General features: G+C 62.4%; 16 protein-coding genes and 1 riboswitch. Of the genes, 11 read left to right on the forward strand and 5 right to left on the reverse strand.

The genetic code is table 11. The features are described from left to right. Positions 1–47: 47 nt before the first annotated feature. Genes N8H74_RS21050 through purM form a run of 3 tightly spaced genes read right to left on the reverse strand, consistent with a single transcriptional unit; the run spans position 48 to position 2,478 of the window. Positions 48–761, reverse strand: coding sequence for a DUF3108 domain-containing protein (locus N8H74_RS21050; RefSeq protein ID WP_217832113.1), 714 nt, complete (start codon positions 759–761; stop codon positions 48–50). A gap of 8 nt (positions 762–769) precedes the next feature. Then, positions 770–1,420 carry a phosphoribosylglycinamide formyltransferase gene (purN, locus tag N8H74_RS21055; protein WP_262149967.1) on the reverse strand — a complete coding sequence of 217 codons (651 nt, stop codon included), beginning with the start codon at positions 1,418–1,420 and terminating at the stop codon, positions 770–772. Further along, complete coding sequence (purM, locus tag N8H74_RS21060; protein ID WP_262149969.1) at positions 1,420–2,478, reverse strand: phosphoribosylformylglycinamidine cyclo-ligase; 1,059 nt, start codon at positions 2,476–2,478, stop codon at positions 1,420–1,422. The genes purN and purM overlap by 1 nt, the downstream gene beginning before the upstream one ends. 375 nt (positions 2,479–2,853) lie before the next feature. Here purM and N8H74_RS21065 point away from each other — a divergent pair, with 375 nt between their 5' ends. The 5 genes from N8H74_RS21065 (at position 2,854) to N8H74_RS21085 (ending at position 7,549) form a co-directional block, all read left to right on the forward strand. Next, complete coding sequence (locus N8H74_RS21065) at positions 2,854–3,912, forward strand: DUF2066 domain-containing protein (RefSeq protein ID WP_262149971.1); 1,059 nt, start codon at positions 2,854–2,856, stop codon at positions 3,910–3,912. Between the two features lie 36 nt (positions 3,913–3,948). Beyond that, the gene (locus N8H74_RS21070; RefSeq protein WP_217832106.1) at positions 3,949–5,022 is read left to right on the forward strand and encodes an AI-2E family transporter; all 1,074 of its coding nucleotides are present in this window, start codon (positions 3,949–3,951) and stop codon (positions 5,020–5,022) included. A gap of 222 nt (positions 5,023–5,244) precedes the next feature. Next, positions 5,245–5,949 (forward strand): DnaA regulatory inactivator Hda, encoded by a 705-nt coding sequence (gene hda, locus N8H74_RS21075; protein ID WP_217832104.1) that lies wholly within the window; start codon positions 5,245–5,247, stop codon positions 5,947–5,949. 224 nt (positions 5,950–6,173) lie between these two features. After that, positions 6,174–6,794 (forward strand): NlpC/P60 family protein, encoded by a 621-nt coding sequence (locus N8H74_RS21080; protein WP_262149974.1) that lies wholly within the window; start codon positions 6,174–6,176, stop codon positions 6,792–6,794. Positions 6,795–7,012: 218 nt separating this feature from the next. Beyond that, entirely contained in the window at positions 7,013–7,549 is a 537-nt protein-coding gene (locus N8H74_RS21085; RefSeq protein WP_217832101.1) for a C40 family peptidase, read from the forward strand. Positions 7,550–7,609: 60 nt separating this feature from the next. Here the strand turns inward: N8H74_RS21085 and N8H74_RS21090 are convergent, their stop codons facing one another. Both N8H74_RS21090 and N8H74_RS21095 read right to left on the reverse strand, forming a co-directional pair. Beyond that, positions 7,610–8,923: a sorbosone dehydrogenase family protein gene (locus N8H74_RS21090; protein ID WP_262149976.1), complete on the reverse strand. Its 1,314-nt coding sequence runs from the start codon at positions 8,921–8,923 to the stop codon at positions 7,610–7,612. Positions 8,924–8,989: 66 nt separating this feature from the next. After that, on the reverse strand, positions 8,990–9,574 hold the full coding sequence (locus N8H74_RS21095) for a hypothetical protein (protein WP_262149978.1): 585 nt from the start codon (positions 9,572–9,574) through the stop codon (positions 8,990–8,992). A gap of 153 nt (positions 9,575–9,727) precedes the next feature. Then, positions 9,728–9,961, forward strand: a riboswitch (cobalamin riboswitch). An 80-nt stretch (positions 9,962–10,041) separates the two neighbouring features. On the opposite strand from N8H74_RS21095, the gene cobO reads away from it, so the two are divergent. Genes cobO through N8H74_RS21125 form a run of 6 tightly spaced genes read left to right on the forward strand, consistent with a single transcriptional unit; the run spans position 10,042 to position 16,008 of the window. Continuing rightward, on the forward strand, positions 10,042–10,653 hold the full coding sequence (gene cobO / locus N8H74_RS21100) for a cob(I)yrinic acid a,c-diamide adenosyltransferase (protein ID WP_217832095.1): 612 nt from the start codon (positions 10,042–10,044) through the stop codon (positions 10,651–10,653). Next, entirely contained in the window at positions 10,650–12,008 is a 1,359-nt protein-coding gene (locus N8H74_RS21105) for a cobyrinate a,c-diamide synthase (protein WP_262149980.1), read from the forward strand. Before cobO ends, N8H74_RS21105 begins: the two co-directional genes overlap by 4 nt. After that, positions 12,005–12,655, forward strand: coding sequence for a 5,6-dimethylbenzimidazole synthase (gene bluB, locus N8H74_RS21110; protein ID WP_262149982.1), 651 nt, complete (start codon positions 12,005–12,007; stop codon positions 12,653–12,655). Before N8H74_RS21105 ends, bluB begins: the two co-directional genes overlap by 4 nt. Continuing rightward, positions 12,652–13,560, forward strand: coding sequence for an adenosylcobinamide-phosphate synthase CbiB (gene cbiB, locus N8H74_RS21115; RefSeq protein ID WP_262149985.1), 909 nt, complete (start codon positions 12,652–12,654; stop codon positions 13,558–13,560). The genes bluB and cbiB overlap by 4 nt, the downstream gene beginning before the upstream one ends. After that, the gene (cobD, locus tag N8H74_RS21120) at positions 13,553–14,560 is read left to right on the forward strand and encodes a threonine-phosphate decarboxylase CobD (protein WP_262149987.1); all 1,008 of its coding nucleotides are present in this window, start codon (positions 13,553–13,555) and stop codon (positions 14,558–14,560) included. Before cbiB ends, cobD begins: the two co-directional genes overlap by 8 nt. Beyond that, positions 14,557–16,008, forward strand: coding sequence for a cobyric acid synthase (locus tag N8H74_RS21125; RefSeq protein ID WP_262149989.1), 1,452 nt, complete (start codon positions 14,557–14,559; stop codon positions 16,006–16,008). The genes cobD and N8H74_RS21125 overlap by 4 nt, the downstream gene beginning before the upstream one ends. Positions 16,009–16,038 lie beyond the last annotated feature (30 nt).

Consider the following 16,038-nt stretch of genomic DNA (forward strand, 5'->3'; position numbering starts at 1 on the left):
ACGAAAAAAAGCCCCGCAAATGCGGGGCTTCTCGATATCGCAGCAGATCAACTGCCTTTAACGGTTTTCCCGTTGACCGTGCCGTCCAGGAGCATGATGTTGTACTCCTTGCCGTCGGTTTCGACCTGTTGCAGGCGCACCAGCAGGTAATCCCAATCCTTGGCGAACCACAGGACGGTGATGCGTTTGCTTTGTGTCGGATCGCGCACGCGCTCGACCTTGATCGCTTCGATCTGGCCAGCCTTGGTTTCAACTTTCTCCGAGCCCAGTACACGGAAGTCATAGGTATCGACTTCGCCGCCATCAACGACCTGATAGCTCATGGTCTTCTTGCCGGCCGCCACGTCATGCTGCAGCGCGAGCTGGTAGGTGGACTTGTCGACCATGCCGCGATTCAGCGGGACCTTCACCGCATCGCCACGGTCGGTGCCGGTGACCATTTTGCTGTTCCAGTCGAAATCCAGATCCGCCTTTTTCGCCTTGCCCAGGCCGCCACGTTCGAAGTGGTAGGACTGCGGCAGCAAGGTGTCCTTGTCGAGGGTCAGGGTGCTTTCCTCGGACAGGCTGGCGATCATCATCGAGGCTTTGAAGCTGAGTTTCCAGACGCCGTTGGCTTCCTTGGTCAGGCTGCGCGAGGCGGTGCCGCTCATGGGCAACTGCTTCCAGTCGGCGGTGTAGCTGGCGGAGAACGGTTGAAGATCTGCCGCCTGCGCGAAAGGCAGGGCAAGCAGAGCGCAAGCGAAGAGCAGGGCGCGACGCATAATATCTCCTAGTTTCGAATCAAGTGGCCGCTGGCCGCGAGTAACTGGCCATCCAGTAAAGCACCTTGTTCGCCGAGGATCAGCCGTCCTTCGGCAAACCAGCGTACGGCCAGCGGGTAGATCAGGTGTTCCTGAACGTGAACCCGTTGCGCCAGACTCTGCGGCGAATCGTGCAACTCTACCGGTATTACTGCCTGTACGACCAGTGGTCCGCCATCGAGTTCCTCGGTGACGAAGTGTACGGAGCAGCCGTGCTCGGCGTCGCCGGCCTCCAGCGCGCGCTGATGAGTGTGTAACCCTTTGTATTTGGGCAGCAGCGACGGGTGGATGTTAAGCAGGCGACCCTGGTAGTGGCGAACGAAGTCAGCGCTGAGGATGCGCATGAACCCGGCCAGGACCACGAGTTTGGGATGGAATTCGTCGATCAGTTCGATCAGTGCGGCATCGAAGGCCTCGCGACCTTCGAATGCCTTGTGATCCAGCGAGCGGGTGGCGATACCCGCCTCGCTGGCGCGTTGCAGGCCGTAGGCGTCGGCGCGGTTGGAAATCACCGCAGCGATGCGAACCGGGCTGTCGCCGGTCCGCGTGCTGTCGATCAGGGCCTGCAAGTTACTGCCGGTGCCGGACAGCAGCACCACGACATCACAGGTATTTGGCATCAGTGAGCCTTGAGGTTTTTCAGCTCGACCTGCGCAGCGCCTTCGGCGGCTGCTGCGATCTGGCCGATGACCCAAGGCTGCTCGCCGGCATCACGCAAGGTGTTCAGCGCGGTTTCGACGTGTTCCTGAGCCACGCAGATCACCATGCCCACGCCGCAGTTCAGTACGCGGTGCATCTCGGTTTCGTCGACGTTGCCTTTCTCTTGCAGCCAGTCGAACACGGCCGGACGGTTCCAGCTGGCGACGTCAACCACGGCTTGAGCGCCTTTTGGCAGCACGCGCGGGATGTTGTCCAGCAGACCGCCACCGGTGATGTGGGCCATGGCCTTGACCGCGCCGGTGTCCTTGATCAGCTTGAGCAGCGGCTTCACGTAGATACGGGTCGGGGCCATCAGCAGTTCGGTCAGCGGCTTGCCGTCGAGCTGAACGGTTTCGATGTCGGCGCCGGACACTTCGATGATCTTGCGGATCAGCGAGTAGCCGTTGGAGTGCGGGCCGGAGGATGGCAGGGCGATCAGGGCATCACCGGTGGCAACCTTGGAGCCGTCGATGATTTCCGCTTTTTCCACGACGCCGACGCAGAAGCCGGCCAGGTCGTAGTCTTCGCCTTCGTACATGCCAGGCATTTCAGCGGTTTCGCCGCCGACCAGCGAGCAGCCAGCCAGTTCGCAGCCTGCACCGATGCCGGTGACCACGGTGGCGGCCACGTCGACGTTCAGTTTGCCGGTGGCGTAGTAGTCGAGGAAGAACAGCGGTTCGGCGCCGCACACCACCAGATCGTTGACGCACATGGCGACCAGGTCCTGGCCGATGCTGTCGTGCTTGTTCAGGTTCAGCGCCAGGCGCAGCTTGGTGCCGACGCCGTCAGTGCCGGAAACCAGCACTGGCTGCTTGTAGCCGGCCGGGATTTCGCAGAGGGCGCCGAAACCGCCCAGGCCGCCCATGACTTCCGGGCGCGCAGTGCGCTTGGCGACGCTCTTGATGCGTTCGACCAATGCTTCACCGGCGTCGATGTCTACACCGGCGTCCTTGTAGCTCAGGGAGGGTTGCTTGCTCATGATCCAGGCCTTTAGGGGAGGGGATTCAGGGGTAACGACCGAGTCCAGCGGGGACGCCGGAACCGACGGGGGCGATTGCCTCACGCGAGTTTCGAGGTGCCCGGCTGTTGCCGGTCTGCGAAGGCGCGCGATTTTATCAGGCTTGAGGGGCAGCGGCCATCCTCACGCCGACGGGCAGGGGCATATCGCCGGAATTTTTTTGCAATTGTCGCTGTAGGTGACATCACGGGTGCCTGTATAAGGAAGCCGTCTATCTTTAGGAAGAGCAAAAACTTACCGCCCGCGTGTGAATGTTTTGCAATGGCCTGTGGTCACAGGCTTGCTCAACCGGTTCACGCGGCCTGTTCCAGCCGCTCTTGTCGACGGGAATTCTCCATGCGTTTTTGTAAATTGCTGTTTGTGGGTTGTTTGTCGCTGGCAAGTCTTGCCAGTCACGCGGAAAACCTCAAAGGTCTGTATCAAGTGCGGCAACCGGTCACGGGCCAGGCGCCGGAAGAGCGTGACCGAGCCACGCAAGCGGCGCTGGACACCCTGGTGCTGCGTCTGACCGGCGACCCGAAAGCTCCGCAAAACCCTGGGCTGGCGGCGATTCGCAAGGATCCGCAGCAGATCATCAGCCAGTACGGCTTTGATGCCGGGCCGCCGGAAGTGCTGAAAGTCGATTTCGATCCGGGCACCACCGAGCAGGCCTTGCGCCGCGCCGGACTGGCGTTGTGGGGCGGCAATCGGCCGTCGATCCTGAGCTGGTGGCTGAACGATTCCGCCGAGGGCTCAAGCCTGGTCGGCGACGGCCAGGCCAGCGCGGCAGCGTTGCGCCGAGCTGCCCAGCACCGTGGGTTGCCACTGCACTTGCCGCTGGCAGATCTGAGCGAACAGTTGGTGGCCACTGCGCCGACCCTGGAAGGCACCGATCCGGCGCCGTTGCGGGCGGCTTCCGAGCGCTACAACGCTGACGCCTTGCTGACGGTGCATGCCCGTGAAGAGAGCGGCCAGTGGCAGGCCAAGTGGCATCTGTGGCTGGGGGATCAAAAGGAGGCCGGCAGCGTGCAGGGCGCCGATCAGGCGGCGGTCGCCGATGCGGTGATGCTCGCGGTTGCCGAGCGTCTGGCGCCACGGTTTGTCGCCAAGCCCGGCGCATCGGGGCAGCAGACCCTGGAAGTGCAGGGCATGAATCTGGAGCATTACGCGGCACTGTTGCGCATGCTCGAACCGTTTGGTGTGCGTGTGCAAAGCGTCGATGGCGACCGGATCGTGTATCGGGTCAACGGCAGCGCCGACCAGTTGCGGGCGCAGCTGTCGCTGGCGAAATTGCAGGAGTTGCCGGCCGAGACGCCGGCGCCGGCTGCTGCGCCGGAACCTGTGGCTCCCGGAGCCGCACCGGTGGTTACACCGGCCCCGACACCTGCGGCGCCGGCATTGCGGTTTCGCTGGTAGGTTTTTCTTTCTTATATAGAAGCTATGGAGTGGTAAATGGCCGATACGCGGCGTTGGTTCTGGCTCGGTGGGGTGCTCCTGCTTTGCGCGTTTGTGTGGTTGCTGCACCCGATCCTCATGCCGTTTCTGGTGGCGCTGCTGCTCGCCTATCTGTTCGACCCGCTGGTGGATCGTCTGGAAAGGCTTGGCCTGTCGCGAACCTGGGGCGTGATCACGGTGTTTGCGCTGTTTACGCTGATTGTCACCACGTTGCTGCTGGTGCTGGTGCCGATGCTCGCCAAGCAGCTTTTGCGTCTGTACGAGCTTGCCCCGCAAATGCTCGACTGGCTGCAACACACCGCATTGCCGTGGGCGCAGTCGAAGCTGGGGCTGTCGGATGGTTTCTGGAAGTTCGACAAGGTCAAGGCGGCGATCAGCGAACATATGGGGCAGACCACTGATATCGTCGGCGTGGTGCTGAGCCAGGCGACCGCTTCGAGCCTTGCGCTGATCGGCTGGCTGGCGAATCTGGTGCTGATCCCGGTGGTGAGTTTCTACCTGCTGCGTGACTGGGATCTGATGATGGCCAAGATCCGCAGCCTGTTGCCCCGTGACCGCGAGGAGCGCGTGGTGGCACTGGCCGGTGAGTGTCATGAAGTGCTGGGGGCGTTTGTGCGCGGGCAATTGCTGGTGATGCTGGCGCTTGGGGTGATTTACGCGGCGGGCCTGATGATCGTCGGGCTGGAACTGGGGTTGTTGATCGGCCTGATTGCGGGTTTGGCGGCCATCGTGCCGTACATGGGGTTTGTGATCGGGATCGGGGCGGCGCTGATTGCCGGGTTGTTCCAGTTCGGTGGCGAGTTGTATCCGATGATCGGGATCGTCGCGGTGTTCATGGTCGGCCAGGCGCTGGAAGGCATGGTGCTGACGCCATTGCTGGTCGGCGACCGGATCGGTCTGCATCCGGTGGCGGTGATCTTCGCGATTCTGGCCGGTGGCGAGCTGTTCGGCTTTACCGGTGTGTTGCTGGCGTTGCCGGTGGCGGCGGTGATCATGGTGCTGGTGCGTCATGTCCACGATCTGTACAAGGATTCCGACATCTATAGCGGTGTGGATGAGCCCGAGTTGTAGGTATCGCAGGCGGGCGGTTCGGTTATTCCACCGAATTGGCCCGCCTCGTGCAGGCGGTTCGGGTGTCGTGGTGTCAGAGAAACCGTCATAAAACCAGCAGGTTAACGCAAACCTTTGATTTTGCTTGGAGTCTGTCGCATTGTGCGCTCCGCCTCACGGGTATAAACTTCGCACACTTTACACAGAGGCCACTAACGGTTCCCTGAGAACCGTCCAGTCAGCATGGAACCAATTCAGCTGCCCCTAGGTGTGCGTCTGCGTGACGACGCCACCTTTATCAATTACTACCCAGGCGCCAATGCCGCTGCACTCGGCTATGTCGAGCGTCTCTGCGAAGCCGACGCCGGTTGGACCGAAAGCCTTATTTATCTGTGGGGCAAGCATGGGGTGGGGCGTACGCATCTGTTGCAGGCCGCATGTCTGCGTTTCGAGCAGATGGGTGAGCCGGCGGTATATCTGCCGCTGGCCGAGCTGATGGATCGCGGCATCGAAATTCTCGACAACCTCGAACAGTACGAACTGGTCTGCCTGGACGACCTGCAAGCCGTGGCGGGCAAGGCGGATTGGGAAGAGGCGCTGTTTCACCTGTTCAATCGTCTGCGCGACAGCGGTCGGCGCTTGCTGATTGCCGCGTCTACCTCGCCTCGTGAACTGCCGGTGAAACTCGCTGACTTGAAATCGCGCCTGACCCTGGCGCTGATTTTCCAGATGCGTCCGCTTTCCGATGAGGACAAGCTGCGCGCCCTGCAACTGCGCGCATCCCGTCGCGGCCTGCACCTGACCGACGAGGTCGGGCATTTTATTTTGACCCGTGGCACTCGCAGCATGAGTGCGCTTTTTGACCTGCTGGAACAGCTCGATCAGGCCTCTTTGCAGGCTCAACGCAAGCTGACCATTCCCTTTCTGAAAGAAACCCTGGGCTGGTGAAAGCGCTTTAATACGCGGCTTTCAGCACGATCCGGCATATTTCAGGCGCCAGAAAATGCGCTTTCCCGTGGTTCCCACAGGCTGCGTCTCGATTCAAATAGGCTTAAGCGCTTAGATGTAAACGAGAAACTGGAAAGTCACAAAAAGATCGATTGAATTTGCAAATGAGGCTGATAGCGGGCATAGTCTCGGCTTCTTTACAACTATCAGCCACGGTCGTGCCCATGCTAAAGCGCTTCGCACCCCTCGTGCCTCTCGCACTCGTCACCCTGTTGTTCGGTTGCGCTGCTCATTCACCTGTTAATCAAGAGCAGCAACAACAGTTTAAAAATTCCGCTACCGCCCAGTCCTCCGTTATTTATCAGGAAGAGCTGGACACCGAGAAGGAACTTGCCGAATTCAACGGCAAGAAGCCTTACGAGCTTCCGGTTCTGGCCGACAGCATCCTCGAACGCGGCATGTCTCTGATCGGTACTCGTTACCGTTTCGGCGGTACGTCTGAAGCCGGTTTCGATTGCAGCGGTTTCATCGGCTACCTGTTCCGCGAAGAAGCCGGCATGAACCTGCCGCGCTCGACCCGCGAAATGATCAACGTGGACGCTCCGCTGGTATCGCGCAGCAACCTCGAGCCGGGCGATCTGCTGTTCTTCGCCACCAATGGTCGTCGCGGCCGTGTCAGTCACGCCGGGATCTACCTGGGCGACAACCAGTTCATCCACTCCAGCAGTCGTCGCAGCGGCGGTGTTCGCATCGATAGCCTGGGTGACAGCTACTGGAGCAAGACCTTCATCGAAGCCAAGCGCGCTTTGGCGAACGCTCCGACCGTGGTCACCGCCCGCAAGTAATCCTTCCGCTGTCGCTGCATTCGTGGCGACAAACGGGCTTCGGCGATCAGTAGACACAAACTTTACAAGGTGAAGTTAAAGTCTTACTTGAAGTTTGCCGCGTAGCCGCTAGAATCCAGATCTATATTGATGGCAAACCGCCTGCGTCCCAACGCAGGCGGTTTTGTTTTCTGTCGAATCGGCAGTAAAAGCCGCAGCCAGATCAGGATGTTCTGCATATGACGATGTCGGCCCGCCTCGCCCTGATGTTCTTCGCAGCGCTGCTCAGCGCCTGCGCCAGCCGTACTCCGCCGCCCGCGCCTGTGGTTCGCGCCCCGATCGTGTTCGGCCCCTCCCAAGCCTTTTCGCCTGCTGCCGAAGACGTGCTGTTCCGCGCGCTCGGCCTGGTCGGCACACCTTATCGCTGGGGCGGCAACACGCCTGACTCGGGTTTCGATTGCAGTGGCCTGATCGGTTTTGTCTACCGCGATGCGGCGGGCATCAGCCTGCCACGCTCGACCCGCGAGATGATCGTCATGCAGGCACCGAATGTCGGCAAGGAAGGCTTGCAGACCGGCGACCTGATCTTCTTCGCCACCAATGGCGGTTCGCAGGTCAGCCATGCGGGGATTTACGTCGGGGAAGGGCGCTTCGTTCATGCGCCGGCCACGGGCGGGACGGTGAAGCTGGACAGCCTCTCCAAGGCTTACTGGCAGAAGGCGTATCTGAGCGCCAAGCGAGTCCTGCAGCCGGAGCATCTGGCGCATAACCCTTAATACAAATTTCGAAAACAAATGTGGGAGCAAGGTTGCTCCCACATTTTGTTTGTGTCGGCGTTACTTACTGGCCGACACCCGCCACACCTTGTTCCCCACATCATCCGCCACCAGCAAGCCACCTTGCTGGTCGATCACGACGCCCACCGGGCGGCCCAGGGCGTTTTCGTCCTTGTCGAGGAAACCGGTCAGCACATCCACCGGTTTCCCGTTCGGCTTGCCGCCGGCGAAGGGCACGAAAATCACTTTGTAGCCACTGTGCGGCTTGCGGTTCCACGAGCCGTGCTGGCCAATGAAGGCGCCTTCCTTGAATTGCGCCGGAAGGCGATTGCCCTCGGCGAAGGTCAAGCCCAGAGATGCCGTGTGCGGGCCGACGGCATAGTCTGGGGCGATGGCCTTGGCGACCAGGTCCGGATTCTGAGGCTCCACACGCAAGTCGACGTGTTGTCCGTAGTAACTGAACGGCCAGCCGTAGAAGGCGCCATCCTTGACCGACGTGATGTAGTCCGGCACCAGGTCGCTGCCGATTTCGTCACGCTCGTTGACCGCCGTCCACAGCGCGCCGCTTTGCGGTTCCCAGGCCAGGCCGTTGGGGTTGCGGATGCCCGAGGCGAAGATCCGGTGATTGCCGGTGGCGCGGTCGACTTCCCAGATTGCGGCGCGACCTTCTTCCTGATCCAGGCCGTTTTCGCCGACGTTGCTGTTTGAGCCCACCGTCACATAGAGCTTGCTGCCGTCCTTGCTGGCGATGACGTTTTTCGTCCAGTGATGATTCAGCGTGCCGCCCGGAAGGTCGGTGACCTTGATCGGCTGCGTCTTGATTTCAGTGGCGCCGGATTCGTAGTGGAAGCGCAGCAGGCGGTCGGTATCGGCGACGTACAGATCGTTGCCGACCAGAGTCATGCCGAACGGCGAGTTGAGGTTTTGCAGAAATACCGTGCGGGTCTCGGCGACGCCGTCGTGATCGGCATCGCGCAGCAGGGTGATGCGGTTGGGGCTGGGCACGCCGGCACCCGCGCGTCCCATGACTTTTTTCATCACCCAGCCACGAATGCCCTTGCTGTCATCCGGTTTGGGCGGTGCGTTGGTTTCCGCCACCAGTACATCGCCGTTGGGCAGCACATACAACCAGCGCGGATGATCGAGGTTATCGGCAAACGCAGCCACCTGGGTGCCTGCGGCGGCTGTCGGTTTACCACCCGCCGGCCAGCCGGTCGCCGGGGCGATGTTCACCGTCGGGATCAGGGTCTTGTTCGGTTCGGGCAGTTTGGGTGATGGGCCGGTGCCGTCGGACACTTGCAGGCTGGACGACTCGCCGCACGCGGCAAGTCCGCCGGCGAAGGCGATGATGAAAACGAGCTGGGGCTTGCGCATTACTGATCTTCCCTATGAATGCATTCTTAATCATAGAGAAGGGCGCAAGCCCGATGGTTCAACCGGTCAGCCGCGCGCTTCCTTGAACAGCACGGCGATGCCCGGATGATAATTGCCGGCATCGCTGTGCAATTTGCGGTACGCGTAGGGGAAATACCAGGCGACGGCGCAGGTGTGTTCCTTTTGCAGGTCGTCGACCATGTCTTGCAGCTCTTCGGGGCTGGCGCTGTGTTGGGCCTTTTGCGGCGCGACGAACAGGCAGCCGAGCTTCAGGTCGCTGGCATAGCTGATGCGCTTGGCGTCGCTGGTGATCTCGGCCAAAGCCTGGCTGAGGTTGAGGTTGTTCACTCGCGGCCAGCGCTGCGTCGCCTGAATGAAGGCGCGATCCTCGGCGCCGGCGATGAACAGGTCGGTGCGGGCATTGCGCTCGCCTTCCTCGTTCTGTTTGCGGGTGGCGGTGTCGCGCAGTGTCACCAGCTCAGCCATCCACGCGGCAGCGGACAACAGGCCGAGGTTGGCTTTTTCATCGTGCCAGTACGGCGTGTCGTTGTCGCCGCGCACGGTGTTGTAGCGGTCGATACAGTCAAACCAGCGTTCCAGCACCGGGCGCAGGAATTCCAGGCGCGGGTTGCTGATGATCATGCCTTGCATGGGGCTCACCTTGTTCTTGTCTGATGTGAGGGTGTGGCTCTTTGATATCACTTGTCTCAGTGTGGCACAAGATTGGCGCCAGATAATTGATCGACGGCAGTTATTCGCTCGGCGGCGTCCTCTTCAATTGACGCTCCACCCCCAACCCTCTAACCTTCGCGGCTTGTTTCAGGTGCTCTGTGACCGATGTCGACAGAGTGAAACAGGGAAGCCGGTGAGGGTTGTCTTCAGGCGAAGAACGACTCCGATCCCGGCGCTGCCCCCGCAACGGTAAATGAGTGAAGACTGCGCCTTGTGCCACTGCGTCCGACAGCGATGCGGGAAGGCGCGCAGTCCGGCCGACGCCGCTCATGAGCCCGGAGACCGGCCTGATCCATCCAGCGGCATCACGGTGGGCGATGCCAGGCTTGTTGCCGTCTATTCTTGTGCCTGCCCGCCGTTATCCAGCCTCAACGGAGAGCTCCCCCATGACCGATTCCCCCGAACGTGACGAACGTCATCTGGCGCGCATGCAGCGCAAAAAAGCCGTGATCGACGAGCGCATTGCCAATTCGCCCAACGAATGCGGCCTGCTGCTGGTGCTGACCGGCAACGGCAAGGGCAAGAGCAGCTCGGCGTTCGGCATGCTCGCGCGCGCCATGGGCCACGGCATGCAGTGCGGCGTGGTGCAGTTCATCAAGGGCCGCAACAGCACCGGCGAAGAATTGTTTTTCCGCCGCTTCCCCGAGCAAGTGCGTTTTCATGTGATGGGCGAGGGCTTCACCTGGGAAACCCAGGATCGCCAGCGTGACATCGCCGCCGCCGAAGCGGCCTGGGAAGTGTCCCGGCAGATGCTGCGCGATCCGGCCATTGGCCTGGTGGTGCTCGATGAACTGAACATTGCCCTCAAGCACGGTTACCTCGACCTCGATCAGGTGCTCAGCGATTTGCAGGCCCGACCGCCGATGCAGCACGTTGTCGTGACGGGCCGCGCCGCCAAGCCGGAAATGATTGAGCTGGCCGACACCGTCACCGAGATGGGCATGATCAAGCACGCCTTCCAGGCGGGTATCAAAGCGCAGAAAGGCGTCGAACTTTGAAGTCACCACGTCACTGCCCGGCGGTGTTGATCGCCGCGCCGGCCTCCGGCCAGGGCAAGACCACCGTCACCGCCGCGCTGGCCCGTTTGCACCGCAATCAGGGGTGCAAGGTTCGTGTGTTCAAATGCGGCCCGGACTTTCTCGACCCGATGATCCTTGAGCGCGCCAGCGGTGCGCCGGTCTATCAACTGGACATGTGGATGGTCGGCGAGCAGGAAAGTCGCCGCCTGTTGTGGGAAGCTGCCGGCGAGGCCGATCTGATCCTGATCGAAGGCGTGATGGGACTGTTCGACGGCACGCCGTCGAGCGCCGATCTGGCGCGGCATTTCGGCGTGCCGGTATTGGGCGTGATCGACGGCACTGCCATGGCCCAGACCTTTGGCGCGCTGGCTCTTGGTTTGGCGCGCTACCAGCCGGACTTGCCGTTTGCCGGCGTGCTTGCCAATCGCGTCGGCACCTTGCGCCATGCGCAGTTGCTCGAAGGCAGCCTCACCGAAGGCTTGCGCTGGTACGGCGCGTTGTCCCGGGAAACCGGAATCGAACTGCCGAGCCGCCATCTCGGCCTGGTGCAGGCCAGCGAACTCAATGACCTCGACCTGCGCCTCGACGCGGCGGCCGAAGCACTCGCCAGCAGTTGCGAGGTAGCGCTGCCACCGGCGGTCGAATTCGCTGCACCTGAGATGCAGGTCACCGAACCCTTGCTCGAAGGCGTACGAATCGCTGTTGCGCGGGATGAAGCGTTTGCCTTCACCTACGGCGCGAGCCTTGATCTGCTGCGGGCGATGGGCGCCGAGTTGCGCTTTTTCTCACCGATCCGTGACACGCAATTGCCCGAGGCGGACAGCCTGTACCTGCCCGGCGGTTATCCGGAGTTGCACCACGTCGCGCTGGCGCAGAACACGGCGATGCTCGACGCGATCCGTGCGCATCACGCCGCCGGCAAGCCGTTGCTCGCCGAATGTGGCGGCATGTTGTATCTGCTCGATGCGCTGACCGATGTCGACGGCGTCCGCGCTGAGCTGGTCGGTCTGTTGCGCGGTGAGGCGGTGATGCAGAAACGCCTGGCGGCGCTGGCCCTGCAATCGGTCGAGTTGCCGGAAGGTGAGCTGCGCGGTCACACCTACCACCATTCCCTGACCACCACCGAACTGACCCCGATCGCCCGAGGCCACAGCCCCAACGGCGGGCGCGGAGCCGAAGCGGTTTATCGGGACGGGCGGATGACGGCGTCCTACGTGCATTTCTACTTCCCGTCCAATCCGGTGGCGATTGCCGCGTTGCTGGCGCCTGATCCTGAGGCCGCTCCCGTATTTGAAACCGTGATGGCAGCGGACTCGCTCGCGAAGGGGCTATGACAGACAACGCCTTCTCCGAAGACGAGCGCGAAGCCGTCTACCGCGCCATCGCCGAACGTCGCGACATGCGCCACTTCAGCGGCGGCACGGTCGAACCCGAACTGCTGCGCCGCTTGCTCGAAGCCGCGCACCAGGCGCCGAGTGTCGGCCTCATGCAGCCGTGGCGCTTCATTCGTATCAGTGACCGTGCGCTGCGTGGCCAGATTCAAAGCCTTGTGGAAGAAGAGCGGGTGCGTACCGCCGAGGCCCTTGGCGAGCGCAGTGACGAGTTCATGAGGCTCAAGGTCGAAGGCATCAACGACTGCGCCGAAGTGCTGGTCGCGGCGCTGATGGATGATCGCGAGCGACATATTTTCGGGCGCCGCACGCTGCCGGAAATGGACATGGCCTCGCTGTCCTGCGCGATCCAGAACCTGTGGCTGGCGGCGCGTGCCGAAGGTATGGGGATGGGCTGGGTGTCGCTGTTCGAGCCGCAGGCGCTGGCCGATCTGTTGAAACTGCCAGCCGGGGCCAAGCCGTTGGCGGTGTTGTGCCTGGGACCGGTCAAGGCATTCTATCCGGCGCCGATGCTGGTGCTCGAAGGGTGGGCGCGGGCGCGTCCGCTCAATGAGTTGCTGTATGAAAATTTCTGGGGAGTGAGTCAATGAGTGTGGCGTTGTTGAGTGTCGCCGCAGTCGCGCTGGATGCGTTGCTGGGTGAACCGAAACGCTGGCATCCGCTGGTGGCGTTCGGCAATTTCGCCGGGCGCATCGAACAACGTTTCAACGCCGGTGGGCGTGGCTGGCGTAGCCATGGCGTGACCGCCTGGGTGATTGCGGTGCTGCCGCTGACCTTGCTCGCCACGGCGCTGTCCTGGGCGCCCTATGTCGGCTGGCTGGTCGAGATTCTGGCGCTGTATTGCGCCCTTGGCATGCGCAGTCTCGGCGAGCATGTCGCGACCGTGGCCCAGGCGCTGCGTGGCGATGATCTGGAAGAGGCGCGCAAGCGCGTGGGCTATCTGGTCAGTCGCCAGACCAGCGAACTGGACAGCACTGCCGTCGCCCGCGCGGCCACTGAATCGGTGCTGGAAAACGGCAGCGATGCAGTGTTCGCCGCACTGTTCTGGTTTGTCGTGGCCGGCGCGCCGGGCGTGGTGCTCTATCGCTTGAGCAACACCCTCGACGCGATGTGGGGTTATCGCAACGAACGCTTCGAGCGCTTCGGCTGGGCGGCGGCGAAAATCGACGATGTCCTCAACTACATTCCTGCGCGACTGGTGGCGTTGACCTACGCGTTGCTGGGCAAAACCCGGCTCGCCTTGAAATGCTGGCGCAGCCAGGGACCGAAATGGGACAGCCCGAACGCAGGTCCGGTGATGGCTGCCGGTGCTGGCGCGCTAGGCGTGGAGCTGGGCGGCCCGGCGATTTATCACGGCGAACTGCATGACCGTCCACAACTCGGCGAGGGCGCGCCGGCGGACGCCGATTCCATTGATCGCGGCTGGCAATTGGTGCAGCGCGGCGTATGGTTATGGCTGCTGATTCTCTGCGTGGGGGCTGAATTCTATGCTTGAGCACGGTGGCCGGCTGCGCAAGGCGGCGCTGGAGTACGGCATCGCCGAACAGGACTGGCTCGACCTTTCCAGCGGCCTGGCGCCGTGGCCGTTCCCGGTTCCGGAGATTCCGTTGCGGGCCTGGGCGCGGTTGCCGGAAACCGATGACGGCCTGGAGCAGGCCGCGTGCGATTACTACGGCGCCTCCCAGGTTCTGCCGGTGGCCGGTTCGCAGATGGCTATTCAGTTGTTGCCGCGTTTGCGCCGGGCCGGCAAGGTCGGCGTGCTGTCGCCGTGTTACGCCGAACATGCTGAAGCCTGGCGCCGCAGTGGCTACATCGTGCGCGAGGTCCTGGAGCAGGAAGTCGATTTCTTCATCGACAATCTCGACGTGCTGGTGGTGGTCAATCCGAACAATCCCACCGGCCTGAGCCTGACCCCGGCGCGGCTGCTCGACTGGCATGCGCGGCTGGCCCAGCGCGGCGGCTGGCTGGTGGTCGATGAAGCGTTCATGGACAACACGCCGCATCTGAGCCTGGCCGCCCATGCCCATCAGGTCGGCCTCATCGTATTGCGTTCGTTTGGCAAGTTTTTCGGTCTGGCCGGTGTGCGGCTGGGGTTCGTGCTGGCCGAGCGCAAGTTGCTCAGGCTGCTGGCCGAACAGGTCGGGCCTTGGGCCGTGAGCGGACCGACCCGGGTACTCGGCCAGGTCTGCCTGCAAGACACCGAAGGCCATACCCGACAACGCATCCGCAGCGACGAGGCCAGCGAGCGTCTGGCGCTGCTGCTCGAACGCCATGGCTTCAAGCCGCAGGGCGGCTGTGCGCTGTTTCAATGGCTGATCACCGAACACGCCGCCGCCATGCACGACTTCATGGCACGACGCGGCATTCTCCTGCGCATCTTCGTGCATAACAGCAGCCTGCGTTTCGGCTTGCCGGCCGATGCGGCGCAAGAGGCGCGCCTCGAACTGGCCCTGCAAGCGTTCGCCAAGGATTGCCTGATGGAACATCCAGCATGACCACTCTGATGGTGCAAGGCACCACCTCCGATGCCGGTAAAAGCACGCTGGTGACCGCGCTGTGTCGCTGGGCGACCCGCCAGGGCGTCGCCGTGGTGCCCTTCAAGCCGCAAAACATGGCGCTCAACAGCGCCGTGACCGCTGATGGCGGTGAAATCGGCCGGGCGCAGGCGGTGCAGGCACAAGCTTCGCTTCTCGAACCGCACACTGACATGAACCCGGTGCTGCTCAAGCCCAACAGCGACACTGGCGCCCAGGTCATCATCCACGGTCGTGCCGTCACCAGCATGAACGCGGTGGCCTATCACGACTACAAAGCCATCGCGATGCAGGCGGTATTGGCCTCCCACGAACGACTCCGCGCGGCCTATCCGCTGGTGATGGTCGAGGGCGCGGGCTCGCCGGCAGAAATCAATCTGCGTGCCGGCGACATTGCCAACATGGGCTTCGCCGAAGCGGTGGATTGTCCGGTGCTGCTGATCGCCGACATTAATCGCGGCGGCGTGTTCGCTCATCTGGTCGGCACGCTGGAGCTGCTGTCGCCGAGCGAGCAGGCGCGGGTCAAAGGCTTCATCATCAACCGTTTTCGTGGCGACATCGCTTTGCTGCAGCCGGGGCTCGACTGGCTGGAGCAGCGCACCGGCAAACCGGTGGTCGGCGTGCTGCCGTATGTGATGGACCTGCACCTGGAGGCCGAGGACGGCATCGACCAGCGGCAGACCGACAAGGCCGAACAAGTATTGAAAGTGGTGGTGCCGGTGCTGCCGCGCATCAGCAACCACACCGATTTCGATCCGCTGCGCCTGCATCCGCAGGTGGATCTGCAATTCATCGGCCCCGGCCAGGCGATTCCGCCGGCCGACCTGATCATCCTGCCCGGCTCGAAAAGCGTGCGCAGCGACCTCGCCTACTTGCGCGCCAATGGTTGGGAAACCGCCATCCGCCGCCATTTGCGTTATGGCGGCAAGTTGCTGGGGATTTGCGGTGGCCTGCAAATGCTCGGCGAGCAGGTACACGATCCACTGGGTCTGGAAGGCGCGCCGGGTTCGAGTGCCGGGTTGGGCTTGCTGGCGTTTGCCACGCAGATTGAAGCCGAGAAGCAATTGCGCAACGTGCGCGGGCGGCTGGCGCTGGAAGACGCCGAGGTCAGTGGCTACGAGATTCACGCCGGGGTCACCACCGGGCCGGCCCTGGAGCACGCCGCCGTGCATCTGGACGACGGACGTTGTGATGGCGCGCAGAGTCTCGACGGGCAGATTTTCGGCACCTATCTACATGGCTTGTTCGAATTCCCGGCGGCCAGCGCGGCGTTGTTGCGCTGGGCGGGGTTGAGCGATGTGCAGACGGTGGATTACCACGGATTGCGCGAGCGGGATATCGAGCGGCTGGCGGATCTGGTGGAGAAGCATCTGGATACCGGGTTGTTGCGTCAGCTCTGTGGGATTTGAATTGCGTTTAGCATCTCACTGCCTATTTTT

Source organism: Pseudomonas sp. B2M1-30, from assembly GCF_025447575.1.
In the GTDB taxonomy this organism is placed as follows: Bacteria; Pseudomonadota; Gammaproteobacteria; order Pseudomonadales; family Pseudomonadaceae; genus Aquipseudomonas; species Aquipseudomonas botevensis.